General features: G+C 67.7%; 12 protein-coding genes. 6 read left to right on the top strand and 6 right to left on the bottom strand.

Annotated features, from left to right (window positions below; all coding sequences use genetic code 11):
* Nucleotides 1-30: 30 nt before the first annotated feature.
* The gene (locus tag VHC04_RS13775) at nt 31-1,638 is read left to right on the top strand and encodes an ABC transporter substrate-binding protein (RefSeq protein WP_325682153.1); all 1,608 of its coding nucleotides are present in this window, start codon (nt 31-33) and stop codon (nt 1,636-1,638) included.
* A gap of 9 nt (nt 1,639-1,647) precedes the next feature.
* A complete protein-coding gene (locus VHC04_RS13770) occupies nt 1,648-3,258 on the top strand; it encodes an ABC transporter substrate-binding protein (RefSeq protein WP_325682151.1) in 1,611 nt (536 codons plus the stop codon).
* A 63-nt stretch (nt 3,259-3,321) separates the two neighbouring features.
* Here VHC04_RS13770 and VHC04_RS13765 read toward each other — a convergent pair whose 3' ends face one another.
* Both VHC04_RS13765 and VHC04_RS13760 read right to left on the bottom strand, forming a co-directional pair.
* Entirely contained in the window at nt 3,322-4,194 is an 873-nt protein-coding gene (locus VHC04_RS13765) for a pirin family protein (protein WP_325682149.1), read from the bottom strand.
* Between the two features lie 320 nt (nt 4,195-4,514).
* On the bottom strand, nt 4,515-5,765 hold the full coding sequence (locus VHC04_RS13760) for a methyltransferase (RefSeq protein WP_325682147.1): 1,251 nt from the start codon (nt 5,763-5,765) through the stop codon (nt 4,515-4,517).
* Between the two features lie 81 nt (nt 5,766-5,846).
* Here VHC04_RS13760 and VHC04_RS13755 point away from each other — a divergent pair, with 81 nt between their 5' ends.
* The 3 genes from VHC04_RS13755 (at nt 5,847) to VHC04_RS13745 (ending at nt 8,793) form a co-directional block, all read left to right on the top strand.
* Nucleotides 5,847-6,800, top strand: a complete 954-nt coding sequence (locus VHC04_RS13755) for an aspartate carbamoyltransferase catalytic subunit (protein ID WP_349255089.1) — start codon at nt 5,847-5,849, stop codon at nt 6,798-6,800.
* Nucleotides 6,801-6,804: 4 nt separating this feature from the next.
* The gene (locus tag VHC04_RS13750) at nt 6,805-8,076 is read left to right on the top strand and encodes a dihydroorotase (RefSeq protein WP_325682143.1); all 1,272 of its coding nucleotides are present in this window, start codon (nt 6,805-6,807) and stop codon (nt 8,074-8,076) included.
* A 405-nt stretch (nt 8,077-8,481) separates the two neighbouring features.
* On the top strand, nt 8,482-8,793 hold the full coding sequence (locus tag VHC04_RS13745; RefSeq protein WP_325682141.1) for a DUF3574 domain-containing protein: 312 nt from the start codon (nt 8,482-8,484) through the stop codon (nt 8,791-8,793).
* Nucleotides 8,794-8,874: 81 nt separating this feature from the next.
* Here the strand turns inward: VHC04_RS13745 and VHC04_RS13740 are convergent, their stop codons facing one another.
* Nucleotides 8,875-9,177: a plasmid stabilization protein gene (locus VHC04_RS13740; protein WP_325682139.1), complete on the bottom strand. Its 303-nt coding sequence runs from the start codon at nt 9,175-9,177 to the stop codon at nt 8,875-8,877.
* A 127-nt stretch (nt 9,178-9,304) separates the two neighbouring features.
* On the opposite strand from VHC04_RS13740, the gene clcA reads away from it, so the two are divergent.
* Complete coding sequence (gene clcA, locus VHC04_RS13735; protein ID WP_325682457.1) at nt 9,305-10,651, top strand: H(+)/Cl(-) exchange transporter ClcA; 1,347 nt, start codon at nt 9,305-9,307, stop codon at nt 10,649-10,651.
* A 39-nt stretch (nt 10,652-10,690) separates the two neighbouring features.
* Here the strand turns inward: clcA and VHC04_RS13730 are convergent, their stop codons facing one another.
* From VHC04_RS13730 to VHC04_RS13720, 3 genes are all read right to left on the bottom strand, one after another.
* Nucleotides 10,691-11,611, bottom strand: coding sequence for a hypothetical protein (locus tag VHC04_RS13730; protein ID WP_325682137.1), 921 nt, complete (start codon nt 11,609-11,611; stop codon nt 10,691-10,693).
* Nucleotides 11,612-11,724: 113 nt separating this feature from the next.
* A complete protein-coding gene (locus VHC04_RS13725; protein ID WP_325682135.1) occupies nt 11,725-14,958 on the bottom strand; it encodes an efflux RND transporter permease subunit in 3,234 nt (1,077 codons plus the stop codon).
* A gap of 3 nt (nt 14,959-14,961) precedes the next feature.
* A complete protein-coding gene (locus VHC04_RS13720; RefSeq protein WP_325682133.1) occupies nt 14,962-16,179 on the bottom strand; it encodes an efflux RND transporter periplasmic adaptor subunit in 1,218 nt (405 codons plus the stop codon).
* Between the last annotated feature and the right edge of the window lie 9 nt (nt 16,180-16,188).

The raw sequence follows: 16,188 nt of genomic DNA, 5'->3' as shown, positions 1-16,188 counted from the left end.
GCCGGGTATCGACAACGGGCGAGGCGCTGCATGGAACTGACGAGGCGGGGACTTCTGGCGTCGGCCGCGGGTGCTGCGGCCGCGCTGCCCACCGTGCCGGCCGTGGCGGCGACACCGCAAGTGCTGCGCATCGGCATGACGGCGGCGGACCTGCCGACGACGCACGGCATCCCGAACAATGGCGGTGAGGGCTTCCGGTTCCTGGGCTACCCCGCCTATGATTCCGTCATCAACTTCGATTTCACCCATCCGAATGAGCTGGCCGGGATTACGCCCGGCCTGTTCACCGCCTGGGAACCCGACAGAGCGAACCCGCTGCGCTGGATCTGCCAGGTACGCCAGGGCGTAAGGTTTCATGACGGGTCCGATTTCAATGCGGATGCGGTGATCTTCACGTTCGACCGGATCTATAACGACAAGTCGCCGCAATATGATCCCACCGCCGCGCCGATCGTGAAGGCGACGGTGTCGATGGTCGACAGCTATGAGAAGCTGGACGACAAGACGATCGTCATCACGACGAAATATCCGTTCAGCTTCCTGCCCTGGCTGCTGACCCGCATCCTGGTCGTCAGCCCGGCACAATGGGCCGCCGTGGGAAAGAGCTGGGCGGAATACGCCAGGAAACCCTCCGGCACCGGCCCGTTCAGGATCACCAAGGTGGTGCCGGGCCAGTACGCCGAGATGTCGCGCAATGAGGAGTACTGGGACAAGACGCGCATCCCCAAGCTGGAGAAGATGATCGTCTACCCGATGCCGGAATCGACCACCCGCGTCGCCGCGTTGCGCTCCGGCCAGGTGGACTGGATCGAGGTGCCGCCACCGGACTCGCATCCCTCGTTGAAGGCCGCCGGTTTCCAAATCAGCCTCTGGCCCTATCCGCATACCTATCCCTATCTGCTGAACACGCTGGATGATTCCCCGTTCAAGGATGTGCGTGTCCGCCAGGCGCTGAATTACGCGATCGATCGCGAGGGCCTGTGCCAGATGCTGAACGGCAGCGCCAAGCCCGCGGTCGGCCTGTATCCGCCAGGCGATCCGCTGTTCGGCAACCCGAGTCAGAAATACAAATACGATCCCGAAAAGGCCAAGGCGCTGCTGGCCGCGGCCGGCTATGGACCGAACAAGCCGATGAAGGCGAAGATCATGATCTCCACCTCGGGGTCGGGGCAGATGATGCCGATCCCGATGAACGAGTTCATGCAGCAGAACTTCAAGGCGGTCGGCATGGACATCGATTTCGACGTCGTCGAATGGGGCACCATGCTGGTCGCCGTGCGCAGCGACCCGAAGGCCCAGGCCTCGCACGGCGTGCAGGGTATCAATATCAGCCTCAGCTTCACCGACCCGTCGTCGATGTTCCGCTACTACTCGGCCGATAGTTTCTCGCCCATCAACTACAACTGGGGCCACTGGGACAACAAGGAGGCGACGGCGCTGCTGCGCAAGGCGCAGGAAACCTTCGATCCCGCCGAATCAGGCAAGATGCTGGCCAAGGCACATGAGATCATCGTCGATGAGGCCGCATGGCTGTTCATCGTCCATGACCTCAACCCGCGGGGGCTGTCCAAGAAGGTAACCGGGTTCAAGCCCGCCCAGTCCTGGTACCAGGACTTCACACAGATCACGATGGCCTGAGGATTCTATATGGAACGACGTCAGTTTTTGGCCGGGGCGGCAGTCGCCGCCGCGGCGCCCGCCATGCCGGTGGCATCCGCCGGCGCCGCCGGCGGCGGCACCCTGCGCATCGCCATGACCGCCGCCGACCTGCCTAGCGCGCATGGCATCCCGAATAACGGTTTCGAAGGATACCGTTTCCTTGGATACATTCCCTATGACGCCCTGGTGAACTGGGACCTGCTGCACGATCCGGACAAGCCGGCCAACATCACCCCGGGCCTGTTCACCGGATGGAAGCCGGATCCGTCTCATCCGCTGCGCTGGATCTTCACCGTCCGGCAGGGGGTGAAGTTCCATGACGGCTCCGATTTCAACGCCGACGCGGTGATCTTCAATCTGGGGCGGATCTACGACGACAAGTCGCCGCAATACGATGCCACGTCGGCGCCGATCGTGCGCGCGGCGGTGTCGATGGTCGACAAGTATGAGAAGGTGGACGACACGACGATCGCCATCACCACGAAATATCCGTTCAGCTTCCTGCCCTGGCTGCTGACCCGCGTGCTGATGGTGAGCCCGACGCAGTGGCAGGCGGTGGGCAAAAGCTGGGCGGAGTTCGGCAAGAAGCCGTCCGGCACCGGACCGTTCAAGATCACCCGCGTCGTGCCGGGCCAGTATATCGAGATGGTCCGCAACGAGGAGTACTGGGACAGGGACCGCATCCCCAAGCTGGACAAGCTGGTGGTGATGCCGATGGCGGAGGCGACGACGCGCATCGCCGCGCTGCGTTCCGGCCAGGTGGACTGGATCGAGGTGCCGGCACCCGACTCCATCCCGTCGCTGAAGCAGGCGGGCTTCACCGTCACCACCTGGCCTTATCCGCATACCTGGCCGTACGTGCTGAACACCGAGGAAGGCTCGATCTTCAAGGACGTCCGCGTCCGCCAGGCGGTGAACTACGCGATCGATCGCGAGGGGCTGTGCCACCTGCTGAACGGCATCGCCAAGCCGGCGGTGGGTCTGTATCCACCGGGCAACGCGTTCTTCGGCGATCCGGTGCAGAAATACGGCTACGATCCGGCCAAGGCGAAGGCGCTGCTGGCCGAGGCTGGCTATGGTCCGGACAAGCCGGCCAAGGCGAAGATCATGATCTCCACGTCAGGATCGGGACAGATGCTGCCGATCCCGATGAACGAGTTCCTGCAGCAGAACTTCGCCGCGGTCGGGATGCAGGTCGACTTCGACGTGGTCGAATGGGGCACCATGCTGGTGGCGATCCGCAGCCTGCCCGGCGCGCCGCAATCGCACGGGGTGCAGGGGATCAATATCAGCCTCAGCTCCGTCGATCCCTCGACGATGTTCCGTTATTACGCTCGGGACAGTTTCTCCCCCACCAACTACAACTGGGGTCATTTCGATAACGCGGAGATCACCGATCTGCTGAAGCAGGCGCAGGCCACGTTCGACGAGGCGGAGCAGACAAGGCTGCTGGCCAAGGCGCATGGCAAGGTGATCGATGAGGCGGCCTGGCTGTTCATCGTGCACGACCTGAACCCACGTGCCATGAGCAAGCAGGTGCGCGGCTTCGTTCCGGTGCAAAGCTGGTTCGTGGATTTCACCCGGATCACGGTGGCATAGCCTATGGGTCCAGGGGCTTCGGCCCTGGACCCATCCCCCTAGTCATGATTCCCTGGGTCATGATCAGCCCGCTTCCGCCGGAAGCGGAATGAACTCCTGATTGTCGTGGTCCGGCAGCTTCATGCGGCCGGCCCGCCAGTCGGCCTTGGCCTGCTCGATCCGCTCGCGTGACGACGCCACGAAGTTCCATTCGACGAAGCGCTCGCCCAGCGGTTCGCCACCCAGCGCCATCACGATCGACGGCGCCACGGCGCGCAGTCCGACGGCGCCGCCCGGCGCGAAGATCAGCATCTTGCCGGCCCCGTAGGTCTCTCCTGCTGCCTCGACCGCGCCGGCCGCGACATAGACCGCCCGCTCCGGGTAGTCCGCCGGCAGTTCCGCGGTCGAGCCGGTTGGCAGTGCCCAGTGCAGGTAGAACATCGGCGAATGGGTCTTGGCCTTCGCGGTCCGACCGAAGATCGTTCCGGCCACGAGACGAGCGGTCGCGCCGCCTTGCTGGAACGCCGGCTGGTCTTCCATCGCATAGTGGGAGAAGGCCGGCTCCGCTTCCTCATCCGCCTCCGGCAGGGCCACCCAGGACTGGATGCCATGCAAGGTGTCGCCTTGCAGCCGAGCGCGCTCGAACCGTTCGGAATGCGTGATGCCGCGGCCGGCGGTCATCCAGTTCACCTCGCCCGCCCGGATCGGCTGGACGGAGCCGACGCTGTCGCGGTGCATGATCTCGCCCTCGAACAGGTAGGTGATGGTGGACAGGCCGATATGCGGATGCGGCCGGACATCGACGCTGCGCGGCAGGCCGGCGGCGAACGCGGCGGGGCCCATGTGATCGAAGAATACGAACGGTCCGACCATGCGGCGCCTGGCATAAGGCAGGACGCGGCCCACTTCGAAACCGCCGAGGTCACGGCGGCGCTGGTCGATGACGAGTTCGATCATGTCTGAAGCCTCCCCTGCTGAGCAGGGCGCAGCCTAGCCCGCCGCGCCGTCCGGGGCATTCCCGCCGGCGATGCTGACTGGAACGTGATCGTGCACAAGGGCCGTGGCAACAGGATGCTCCCTTGTCCGGGCCGCCGGACGCACACGCCACCGTCGAACGCATGCCGAGCAGGAATCTCCCGGCGTGGGCAACTCAAGGCCCTTGCCGCGCAGCGGGCCGCTGCAAGCGGCGGCCTTGGATTGCCCGACGCCGGGAGAGACGACGCCGGGAGAGACCATGAAAGGCAGCGTCGCGGTGCCCGGTCGCTCCAGCGCCGTGCCTACCCGGCGGTGGGAGCGGCCAGCAGCAGCCGGTTGACGCGCTCCAAGGCGGTGAAGGTCTGGCGCCACGCGCGGTCGAACGCGTCCGGCTTGATGCCGCGCTCCGCCAGTACGGCGCCGATCTGGGCGACCGTCCGCTGGCCGTCCACCAGCCGCAGGATCGCCAGCGCCAGGGGCGGCAGGGCCACCGGAATGCGCAGGCCGTCCAGGTTGATGATCAGCGCGCCGTCCGGACCGATTGCCTTGGCGAAATCATCGCTGGTCCATTCCCGGGTGATCGGCACGGCATCCGGCGCGAAAGGATCCGCTCGGCGCGGCGCTTCGCCGGCGCGAACGCAATAGACGATGTGGACCGCCATGTTGCCGGCGAGGGATTCGGCCAGCGCGGCGCGTTGGGTCGATGTCATGCCGGTCAACAGCGCCCGCAGCTTCGGGTCCGGCAGCAGCGGCACCGGATCGTAGCGCAGCGGCTCAACCCAGCAAGTGACCTCCAGCCCCGCGTCGCGCAGCAGGGCGTCCAGCGCCGGCACGCTGAACGCCTGGTCGCGCGGGTTCAACAGCAGGTCGTACAGCCCGGCATCACCGCCGTTGATGTGATCGTCGAAATTGCGGTTGTGCCTCAGCCATTGCGTGTCCGGCAGGTGGCGCATCACCCGCCGCGCGACGTCCAGCCGGCGGGCGGGCGGCAGGTCGGCGGGGGCCAGCATGCGCAGCGCGTCCTGCACCATGTAGACGCCGGTGCGGCCGTGCGGCGCGTAGACCATCAGCCCCAGCCCGCCGCCCGGCGCCAGCACCGACAGCAGCGCTCGCAACCCCGCCGCCGGGTCGGGCATATGGTGCAGCACGCCGCAGCAATCGATATAGTCGAACGGCCCCAGCCCCGATCCCGGCAGGTCCAGGATCGAGCGCTGCTCCCACACGATATTGGTCAGCCCGCGCGCCGCCGCGCGCTCCCGCGCGATGCGCAGGGCGGCGGCGGAGCGGTCCAGCCAGGTGACGCCGCCCGGCCGCCCGGCGCGTGCCATCTGCGTCGCCAGCATGACGGTTGCGTCGCCGGTGCCACCGCCGGCCACCAGCGCCCGCAGTGGCGCCGTCGCCGGCCGCGTCGCCCCGAACACCCAATGATCCACTTCCACCAGATGGCTCGGGCTGCCGACGATCAGCCGCCGCGCCTCATCACGCGGATCGCGGCGCGGGTAGGGATAGGCCTCATATTGATCGGCGAGCTGGCGGTCGGTGGTGTCGGTCATGTCCGGTCTATGCCCCGCCACGCCCGGTGGGTGAAGCGGTCATGCCAGCTTTGCTCCACCCAGGTTGACGCCCGCCGGCGCATGCTGCAACGAGGCCGCGTGTTCTACCGCCAAAAACATCTTCTCGCGATCGAAGGGCTGGAGCCGCCCGAGATCGCCCATTTGCTCGACCTGGCCGAGAGCTACGTGCTGTTGAACCGGTCCGGCAAGACACAGCGTGACCTGTTGCGCGGGCGGACCCTGATCAACCTGTTCTTCGAGGACAGCACCCGCACCCGCACCAGCTTCGAGCTGGCGGGCAAGCGGCTGGGCGCGGATGTGATCAACATGTCGGTGTCCACATCGTCGGTGAACAAGGGCGAGACGCTGATCGATACGGCGACGACGCTGAACGCCATGCATTGCGACCTGCTGGTGGTGCGGCATGACCAGTCCGGGGCGCCGAACCTGCTGTCGAAGATCGTCGACGCGGCGGTGATCAATGCCGGGGACGGCACGCATGAACATCCCACCCAGGCGCTGCTGGATGCGCTGACCATCAAGCGGCACAAGGGCCGGATCGGCGGACTGACGGTGGCGATCTGCGGCGATATCACGCATTCCCGCGTCGCCCGCTCCAACATCCATCTGCTGACCACCATGGGCAACGCGGTGCGCGTGGTCGGTCCGCCCACGCTGATCCCGGCCGACGTAGCCGAGATGGGGGTGACCGTCTTTCACGACATGGCGGCGGGGCTCGCCGGGGCCGACATCGTCATGATGCTGCGCCTGCAGCGGGAGCGGATGGCGCGCGGCCTGGTGCCCAGCGCGCGGGAGTATTTCCGCTTCCACGGGCTGGATCATCAAAAGCTCGCGCTGGCCAAGCCGGATGCGCTGGTGATGCACCCCGGCCCAATGAACCGAGGCGTGGAGATCGACAGCGCCGTCGCCGACGATCCGCGGCGCAGCCTGATCCGGGAGCAGGTGGAGATGGGCGTCGCCGTGCGCATGGCGGTGCTGGATACGCTGTCGCGAGGTCCCGGCAATGAGTCCTGACCGGATGACCCCCGACACGCTGTTCCGCGGTGCCCGTATCCTGGCCGATGGCGTCGATCTGGTCGGTGATCTGCTGGCGCGGGACGGCCGGATCGCCGATGTCGGCGCAGCCCTCGGCCGGCCGGACGGCGCCACCGAGGTCGATGGGCGCGACCTCGTGCTGTGTCCCGGTCTGGTCGACATGCGGGCCGCGCTGGGCGAGCCCGGCTTCGAATATCGGGAAACGATCGAGTCCGCCGCCCTGGCCGCCGCGTCCAGCGGCATCACCACCTTGGCGTCACTGCCCGACACCAGCCCGGTGATCGACGATCCGGCCCTGGTGCACCTGCTGCGCACGCGCGGGGAGGAGACGGGCAGCGTGACGATCCTGCCGTACGGCGCTGTCACCCGCGGCTGCCGCGGCGAGGAACTGGCCGAAATCGGCCTGCTGCGGGAGGCCGGGGCCGTCGCCTTCACCGACGGCACCAAGGCGGTCGGCTCCGCCCGGCTGATGCGGCTGGCGCTGTCCTATGCCCGCGGCTTCGGCGCCCGCATCGTGCAGCATCCCGAGGACCCGTCCCTGGCCGCCGGCGGCTGCGCCACGGAAAGCGAGCAGGCCACACGGCTGGGCCTGCCCGGGATTCCCGCCGCCGCCGAGGCTATCCTGGTGGCGCGCGATATCCGCCTGGTGGAACTCACCGGCGGGGCGGTGCACTTCGCCCATGTCTCCACCGGCGAGGCGCTGGCATTGATCCGGCAGGCGAAGGATCGCGGCCTGGCGGTAACCTGCGACACGGCGCCACCCTATTTCGACCTGAATGAGACGGCGATCGGCAATTACCGGACCTTTTCGAAATTGTCGCCGCCGCTGCGCAAGGAGCAGGACCGCAGGGCGATCGTCGCCGGGTTGGCGGATGGAACGATCGACGCCGTTGCGTCCGATCACCAGCCGCGCGATGCGGACGACAAGCGCCTGCCTTTCGCCCTCGCCGCGCCTGGCGGCTGCGGTCTGGCGACGCTGCTCGGCGTCACCCTCGCCCAGGTGCATAACGGGTGTCTGGGCCTGTCGGCCGCGATCGAGCTGCTGACCTCGAAACCCGCGGCGCTGCTGGGTGTCGAGGCCGGTCGCATCGCCAAGGGGGCGGTGGCCGATCTGTGCCTGTTCGCACCGGACCGGATCTGGAAGGTCTCTGCCGGCCAGCTCCCCGGAAAGGCGCAGAACACGCCGTTCGACGGCCGGCCGCTGGAAGGTGTGGTCGTCGGGACATGGAAGCGGGGCCGGAGGGTATTCGGATAGCGCCTCGTGGCGTGGCGCACGCCGTGGCATCCGCCCCTGATGGCCTTTCCGGCCGGGAGGACCTCTCATCGTGGTCGTGGCGGACCGTGGCATTCGGAGAAGGCGCCGGCACACCATGCTCTCGCGCGGAAGCAGCCGCCGCGATCGCCCGTGCGCCATGGCATCCGGCCGTGTGCCGGCCTGCCATCCGGGGATGCCAGATCCCAGGCGGCCAGATCCCCCAGGCGGCAAGATGATGGCAAGCCCACCACTACGAAGTCCGTGTCGCGGCGGGTTTTCATGATGAAAATGCCCGGCACCGGCGCCGTTTGCCTCCTGCTGGTGCTCGTCGCATCTCTGGCCGGATGCGCCGCCCGGACGTCCGGCACCACGGCTTGCGCGCCCGGTCTCGGGACGCCCATGCGGATGTTCGACCTGTTCTTTGGCCGCTCGATCCCCGGCGGCGGCACGGTGTCCGCCGACGACTGGGACCGGTTCCTGGACGACACGGTCACCCCCAACCTGCCGGCAGGCTATACCGTGCTGGACGGCACTGGCGCCTGGAGGAATCCGATGACCGGGCAGACCGGGCGCGAGCCCTCCATTGTCATTCTCGGCGTGCTGCCCGACACGCCGGATAGCCTGGCCGCCGTCAACCGCGTGCGCGCCGCCTATCAGCGGCGGTTTCATCAGCAACTGGTCGGGATGGCATCCGTGCCGGTCTGCGGCGCGTTCTGACCGGCCTGCCGCCTCTCAACCGCGCCGCGGCCCGACCGACCTGAGCAAACACCGATCTGGGCAAACAGGGCCGGATCGGGTTCAGCTCGCCCGGCGCTTACGCGTCGCCGCCGCCTTCTTTGCCGATGCCGACCGTTCCGCCGCCGGGCGCGCCGCGGATGCCTTGCCGCCGGCCCGGCCGCCCTTGCGGGAAGGGGCGGTATTCATGGGCTTCCCGCGACCGCTGCCAGACTTCTTGCCGCCGCCGGTTTCCTTGTTCACCGTCGCCCAGGCCCGACGCTCCGCCTCGCCCTCGGGGACACCCCGGCTTTCGTAACTCTCCTCGATATGCTCCGCCTGCCGCTTCTGCTTGTCGGTGTAGGCCGATTTGTCGCCACGTGGCATGGCTCTGCTCCCTGTTGCCGGCGGAGTAACGCCGAGGGCGGGAAGACGTTTTCATCCACGCTCGCGCTCTGCCGGCATGATTGCTACACAAGGACGGCATCACCCACGCGCATGAGGGGCCGGGCCGCTGACCGATCGATCCTCCCTGGCCAGGCAGGTCACCGACGCCGAGGGAAAACTGGCGCTGCTCACACTCCTCGCGCTGCTGGTGGGTGCCGCGACCGGCCTGATCGCCGCCTGTTTCCGCCTTGCGCTGAATCATGCGGACGTTCTGCGCGGACTGGCGATCGAATGGGGGCATGGCCGGTGGACGGCGGGCCAGCCATTGCTGGGATTCGCCGCGGTGGTGGGGGGCTGCACGGCCTGCTGTGCCGGGGCAGCCTGGATGGTGCGCCAATACGCGCCGCAAGCCTCGGGCAGCGGCATTCCCCATGTGGAGGCTGTGCTGCACCGGCAGAGCGCGCCGGCGCCGTATGCGCTGGTGCCGGTGAAATTCATCGGCGGCGTCATGGCCATCGGGGCCGGCCTGGCGCTTGGCCGCGAGGGGCCCAGCGTGCAGATGGGTGCCGGCGTGGCGACGTTCATGGGCCGCGTGTTCCGCCGCGGCTTCCCCGACAGCCGGGCGCTGATCGCGGCGGGGGCGGGGGCTGGCCTGGCAACCGCGTTCAACGCGCCGCTGGCGGGGGCGATCTTCGTGCTGGAGGAACTGGTCCAGCGCTATGAGCCGCGGATCACCATCGCGGCGCTGGCTGCCTCGTTCACCGCCATCTCCGTCGCGCGGCTGATCCTCGGGGACCACTCGGATTTCACGGTGCTGCCGCTGCATTATCCCGCGCTGGCGACCCAGATGCTGTATCTCGGCCTGGGGCTGGTCTGCGGCCTGGCGGGGGTGGTCTACAACGCGACGCTGCTCGGCGGGCTGTCCGCCGGGGAGGCATTGCGCCGCGTCCCGGTGGAGGTCCGTGCCGGCCTGATCGGGGCCGGGGCCGGCGTGCTGGCATGGTTCTATCCGTGGCTGGTTGGCGGCGGTGACCCGATCACCCAGTCGGTGCTGTCCGGAACGGCTGGACCATTGACGCCGGTCGCGGCGGCCTTCGCCGCGCGGTTCATCCTCAGTGCGGCATCATACGCGGCATTGACCCCGGGCGGCCTGTTCGCGCCGCTGCTGACGCTGGGCGCCCAGCTTGGGCTGATGTTCGGGCTGATCTGCCAGATGCTGCTGCCGGGCCAGACCATCCAGCCGGTCGGTTTCGCCCTGGTCGGCATGGCGGCGCTGTTCACCGGCATCGTCCGCTCCCCTGTCACCGGCCTCATCCTGGTCACCGAGATGACGGGCAGCGTCACCCTGCTGCTGCCGATGGTCGGGGCCTGTTTCACCGCCATGCTGGTGCCGACCCTGCTGGGCAATGCCCCGATCTACGACGCGCTGCGCCAGCGCGCGGCCAAGGCGGAACGGGACGCGCGACGGGAGTAAGCCGCCGGCTGAGCCGACGTGTTCGCTAAGCCGATGTGTTCAGGGCCGCTTTTCAGCCGTGGCCGGCAGCCGGAACCGTGGCATGGCGGCCGGATCGAACGGCGGACCCTGCTGCAGCGAAACGCTGGTGAGCGCATTGAGCCGCATCTGGTGCCTCCGCTGCTCCGACACCGGCAGATAGGGCATTTCTCCGGTGAAGGCAGTGGCGGCGGCGGCGATCCCTTCGCCCAGCGTGATCGGGTCGATCGGCTGTCGTCCATCCGCCAGCACCGTGGGAGCAGAGCGGGACGCCGCTGCTCGGCCGTGCGGCCCCGATATGGCTGGGGTCGCCGCGCTCGCCGCCGCCACTGTCGCAGCACCCGCCGCCACTGGCGCAACACCCGATTTACCGGACCCGGCGGGTGCCGCTGACGCGGTGCTGGAGACCGGCTGGGCGTCGCAGGCGGTGGCGGCCTGGACCGGACCGGACGTCGCGGCGGCGGGCTGCGTGCCCTCTACCTCAACTGTCAGTTGTGCAAGCGCGGCTTCGATCCGAGCGTTGATGTCGGCTGCCAGGTGCGTGGCCGCGGCCTCGGCGTCGGAATCCACCTCGGGAGGATGCTCCTCGGGATGGGATCGGTGCTTGTCCAACCGATCCTGGCCACGATCGGCGGAGCGCTGCAGCGCGTTGGCGTTGGAACGCCACCGCCTGGCGGCGGTGTCCGACAAGCCGGGGCCCATCGACAGGTTGAGGGACGCGGCGGCGGCCATGGAGAAGCCGAGGATACGCAGGGCGGTGAAGGCTTCCCAGGTGGAGCGCGGATGGAAACCCTGCAAGGCCTGCACCGCGGCGATCCGGGCAATGGCGGGGTCCGTGTTGCCGGTGGCGCCGCCGAGGAACAGCGGCGTCAGCAGGCTGACGACAATGGCGAGGATCGTTTCAGGGACGGCGTTCGGCGGGACGGCGTTCGGCGCGGGCATCGGCGACCATTGGATGTATAAAGACCATGCATTTCTACTACAAGTTGATATCCCTGACAAGACAAGACAGGCAGGCAAGACGAACAGCCAAGACGAACGGCGGCCGACCGGTCTCAGTCGTGCCGGTCTCGGTCGTCCCGGTCTCGGTCGTCCCCGTCTCGGCCGTCCCCGTCTCGGCCGTCAATAACCGTGTGTCGCGTGTCCGTCGGGGGCTGTGTCGGCGGGTGGCGCCTGTGCGCGAATTTCCGCTTGGTCCATTCCCGCACGTGCTGGAAATCGGTGTACAGCATCGGGATCAGGAACACGCCGATCGAGCTGGCGAAGATCATGCCGGCGAACACGGCCGTACCGACCGCGCGGCGGCTCAGCATCGCCGCGCCCTCGGCCCAGACCAGCGGGATGAGGCCGGCGATGAACGCGATCGAGGTCATCAGCACCGCCCGAATCCGCATCCGAGCGCCGAGGGCCGCGGCTTCGCGGATCGGCAGGCCGGCCTCGCGCTGCTCCTTGGCGAATTCCACGATCAGGATGCCGTTCTTCGCCGCCAGCGCGATCAGCACCACCATGCCGATCTGGGCGTACAGATTCAGCGGCAGGCCGAACAGCAGCAGGCCGCAGAACGCCCCCAGCACGCCGATCGTCACCGACAGCAGCACCGGGATCGGGATCATCCAGCTTTCGTACAGGGCCACCAGGAACAGGTAGGCAAACAGCACCGCCAGTCCCAGCACCGGACCGGTCTGGCCGGTGGCCTCGCGTTCCTGATAGGCCGTGCCCGTCCATTCGAAGGAATAGCCCGGCGGCAGGGTGCGCTTGGAGATTTCGGTCATCGCGATCAGGGCCTCGCCCGAGGACACGCCGGGCCGCGGGCTGCCGTTGATCGTCACCGACCGGTAGTTGTTGTAGCGGCTGATGACCTGCGGTCCCAGCTGGATCTCGAAATCGGCGATGGCGCGCAGCGGCACCATCTCCCCCGTCTGGTTGCGGATATAAATCCGGTTCAGCGCGCTGACATCGCTGCGGTCGGCCGCCTCGCCCTGGATGTTCACCTGCCAGGTCCGGCCGAACAGGTTGAAGTCGTTGACGTAGAAGCCGCCCAGAGTCGCCTGCAGCGTGTTGAAGACGTTGGAGATCGACAGGCCAAGCGCCTGGGCCTTCTCGCGGTCGATCGCCAGCCAGATCGACGGGTTCGACGCGGTGAAGGTGGAGAATACGCGCTGCAGCCGCGGGTCCTGGTTCGCCGCGGCGATCAGGCCCTGCATCACGCTGGCCATTTCCTCGGGCGGACGGCCTTCCAGGTTCTCCAGCTGGTATTCGAAGCCGCCGCTGGTCGACAGGCCGATGATCGGCGGCAGGTTGAAGGGAAAGACGACGGCGGAACGAATCTGCTGCACCGCGCCGAAAATATGGCCAAGGACCGCCTGGATGCCGTTGGCGGCGCCGACGCGATCCTCGAACGGCTTCAGCCGGGTGACAATGAACGCCGCGTTCGGCTGATTGCCGCCGTCCAGCAGGGAGAAGCCGACGATCGATAGCACCGCCTCCACCTGCGGCATCGGCTTGATCAGGTTCTCCACCTGCTCCACCACCGCGCGCGTGCGGGCGACCGAGGCGCCGTCCGGCAGCTGCACCACGGTGAACACCGCGCCCTGGTCCTCTTCGGGAAGGAAGCCGGTGGGGGTGATCTTGCCCAGCAGCGCGATGCCGATGCCAAAGCCGGCCACGGCGACCAGCGCCAGGATGGATACGCGCAGCAGCCGGGTGACCACGGCGCTGTAGCCGTCACGCACCTTGTCGATGCCGGTCAGCATCCAGCCGATCGGGCCGTGCCGCTTGCCGGCCGGACGCAGGAACAGCGCGCACAGCGCCGGCGACAGGGTCAGGGCGATGGTCGCCGAGATCACCATCGACACGCTGATGGTGATGGCGAACTGCCGGAACAGCGTGCCGGTCAATCCAGGCAGGAACGCCACCGGGACGAACACCGACAGCAGCACCAGAGATATCGCGATGACCGGGCCGGTGATCTGGTTCATCGCCCGCTTGGTCGCCTCGGCCGGCGTCAGGCTGTGATCCTCCTCCATCACGCGCTCGACGTTCTCTACCACGACGATCGCGTCGTCCACCACCACGCCGATGCCCAGCACCATGGCAAGCAGCGAGATCGTGTTGGCCGAGATTCCGAACATCAGCAGCGCGGCGAAGGTGCCGATCAGGCTGACCGGGATGGCCAGCATGGGAATGATCGTTGCCCTGACGCTGCCCAGGAAGATGAACACGACGGCCACCACCAGGACGAAGGCGATCAGCAGCGTCTTCACCACCTCCTCGATCGTCGCCGAGACGAAGGTGGAGCTGTCGTAGAACACCCGTGCCTTCAGGCTGTCCGGAAACCGCGTCGACAACTCGTCCAGCGCCGCCTGGACGCGGGCCGAGGTCTGCACCGCGTTGGCGCCGGGTGCCAGGTAGATGCCGATCGATACCGCCGGGTTGCCGTTCAGCCTGCTCAACGTGTCCGAGTTGGCCGCGCCCAGCTCCGTCCGCGCGACGTCACGAATCCGCAATACCGACCCGTCCGGATTGGCGCGGATGACGATGTCGCCGAACTGCTCCGGCGTGGTCAGCCGTCCCTGCGTCTGCACGCTGAGCTGGAACTGTGTCTGATCCGATGTCGGCCGGGCGCCGATGCGGCCGACGGCGGCCTGGACGTTCTGCGACTGGATCACCGAGATGACGTCGGCCGGGGTCAGGTTCAGCGCGGTCAGCCGGTTCATGTCGAACCAGATGCGCATCGAATAGTCCAGCCGCCCGAACAGGCTCGCATCGCCGACGCCGGGCGTGCGCATCAGCCGGTCCAGCACGTTGATGGTGACGTAGTTGCTGATGAACAGCGGATCGAACTTGCCGCCCTCGGAATAGAATTGCAGGAATTCCAGGATCGCCGAGGAGCGCTTGCGCACCGTGACGCCGTAGCGCTGCACCTCGGTCGGCAGGCGGGCGAGCGCCTGCTGGACCCGGTTGTTCACATTGACGGTGTCGATGTCGGGATCGGTCCCCAGCTCGAAGCTGACGGTCAGCGAGTAGCTGCCGTCATTGGCGCTGTTGGACTTCATGTAGATCATCCGGTCGACACCGACCACGGCGGCTTCGACCGGCTGGGCCACTGTGGCTTCCACCACCGCCGCCGAGGCGCCGGTGAAGGTGGTGGACACCGTCACCTGCGGCGGCACGATATCGGGGAACTGCGACACCGGGATGCGCATCAGCGCCAGGCTGCCGGCAAGGGTCAGCAGCACCGCGATGACGATCGACAGCCGGGGCCGGTCGATGAAAACGCCGGAGATCATGCGTCAGTGGCTCGTAGCGGGCGTCTTGGATGGCGCATTGGCCGGCGGTGGCGCATTGGCCGGCGCGCTGGGTGATGTATTCGCCGGCGCATTCGGCGCTTGCGGGGGCGGGCTGGCGGGGCCGGCGCTGACCTCGATCCCCGGACGGACGCGCTGGATGCCGTCGACGATCACCATCTCGCCTTCCTTGAGGCCATTGGCGATCACGGCGGTGGCCGGTGTAGACTGGCCCAGCTGGACGCGGCGGATCTGAACCTTCTTATCGCTGTCGACGACATAGACGTAGTTGCCCTGCTGATCGGACAGCACCGCGCGGCGCGGGACGCCCAGCACGGTAATCGGCTCGATTCCCGCGACGGTGACGGTCACGAAGTCGCCATCGATCAGCGGCCGTTCGACCGGCTGGCCCGGCTGCGGCTCGCGCGTCGGGGGATTGGCGATTTTCGCGCGCATCAGCACCGTATCGGTGGTGGCCGACACGGTCGGCTCGACATAGTCGATCTTGCCCTCGGGGCCGTACGCCGTGCCGTTGGGCAGGCGCAGCTTCACCACCACGGCATTCATGCCGCCCTTTTCGGCATAGCGCTTCCGCAGATCGGCCAATACGCGAGAGGCCACCGGGAAGGTCACGTACATCGGATCCTGGCTGAAGATCGTCGCCAGCGCCCCGGAACTGGGGGAGACGACGTTGCCGACCGAGATGTTGGTGCGGGTGATCTTGCCGCCGACCGGCGCTCGGATCTCGGTATAGGCCAGATTGATCTGGGCCTGCTTCAACTGCGCCTCGGCCGACTGGACCTGCGCGGCGGCCGATCGCTGGGCGGCGACGGCGTCATCGTAGTTGGAGCGCTGGCCGGCCGGCGTGTTCAGCAGGGACTGCGCGCGGGCCAGCTGGATGCTCGCATTCGCCAGCCTGGCGCCGGCATCCATCACCGCCGCCTGCTGCTGCTGAACCGCCGCTTCGAACGGGGCGCGCTCCAGCCGGTACAGCAGGTCGCCCTGCTTGACCTCGGCGCCCTCATTGAACAGCCGATCATCGAGGAACGCGGTCACCCGAGCGGTCAGCGCGACACGGTCGACCGACTGGATGCGGCCCACGAACTCCGCGGTTTCCGTGATGGCTGTCGGCTCCGCCCGCACGACGCCGACCGAGGGCGGGCCGCCGCCCGTCTGGGCAAAGGCGGACACGGTTGAGGACGCGAGCAGGACGGCAAGCGCCATGCTCAGGGC

The organism is Rhodopila sp., from assembly GCF_035548095.1.
Lineage (GTDB): Bacteria > Pseudomonadota > Alphaproteobacteria > Acetobacterales > Acetobacteraceae > Rhodopila.
This window is presented reverse-complemented; position numbering and strand designations above follow the sequence as displayed.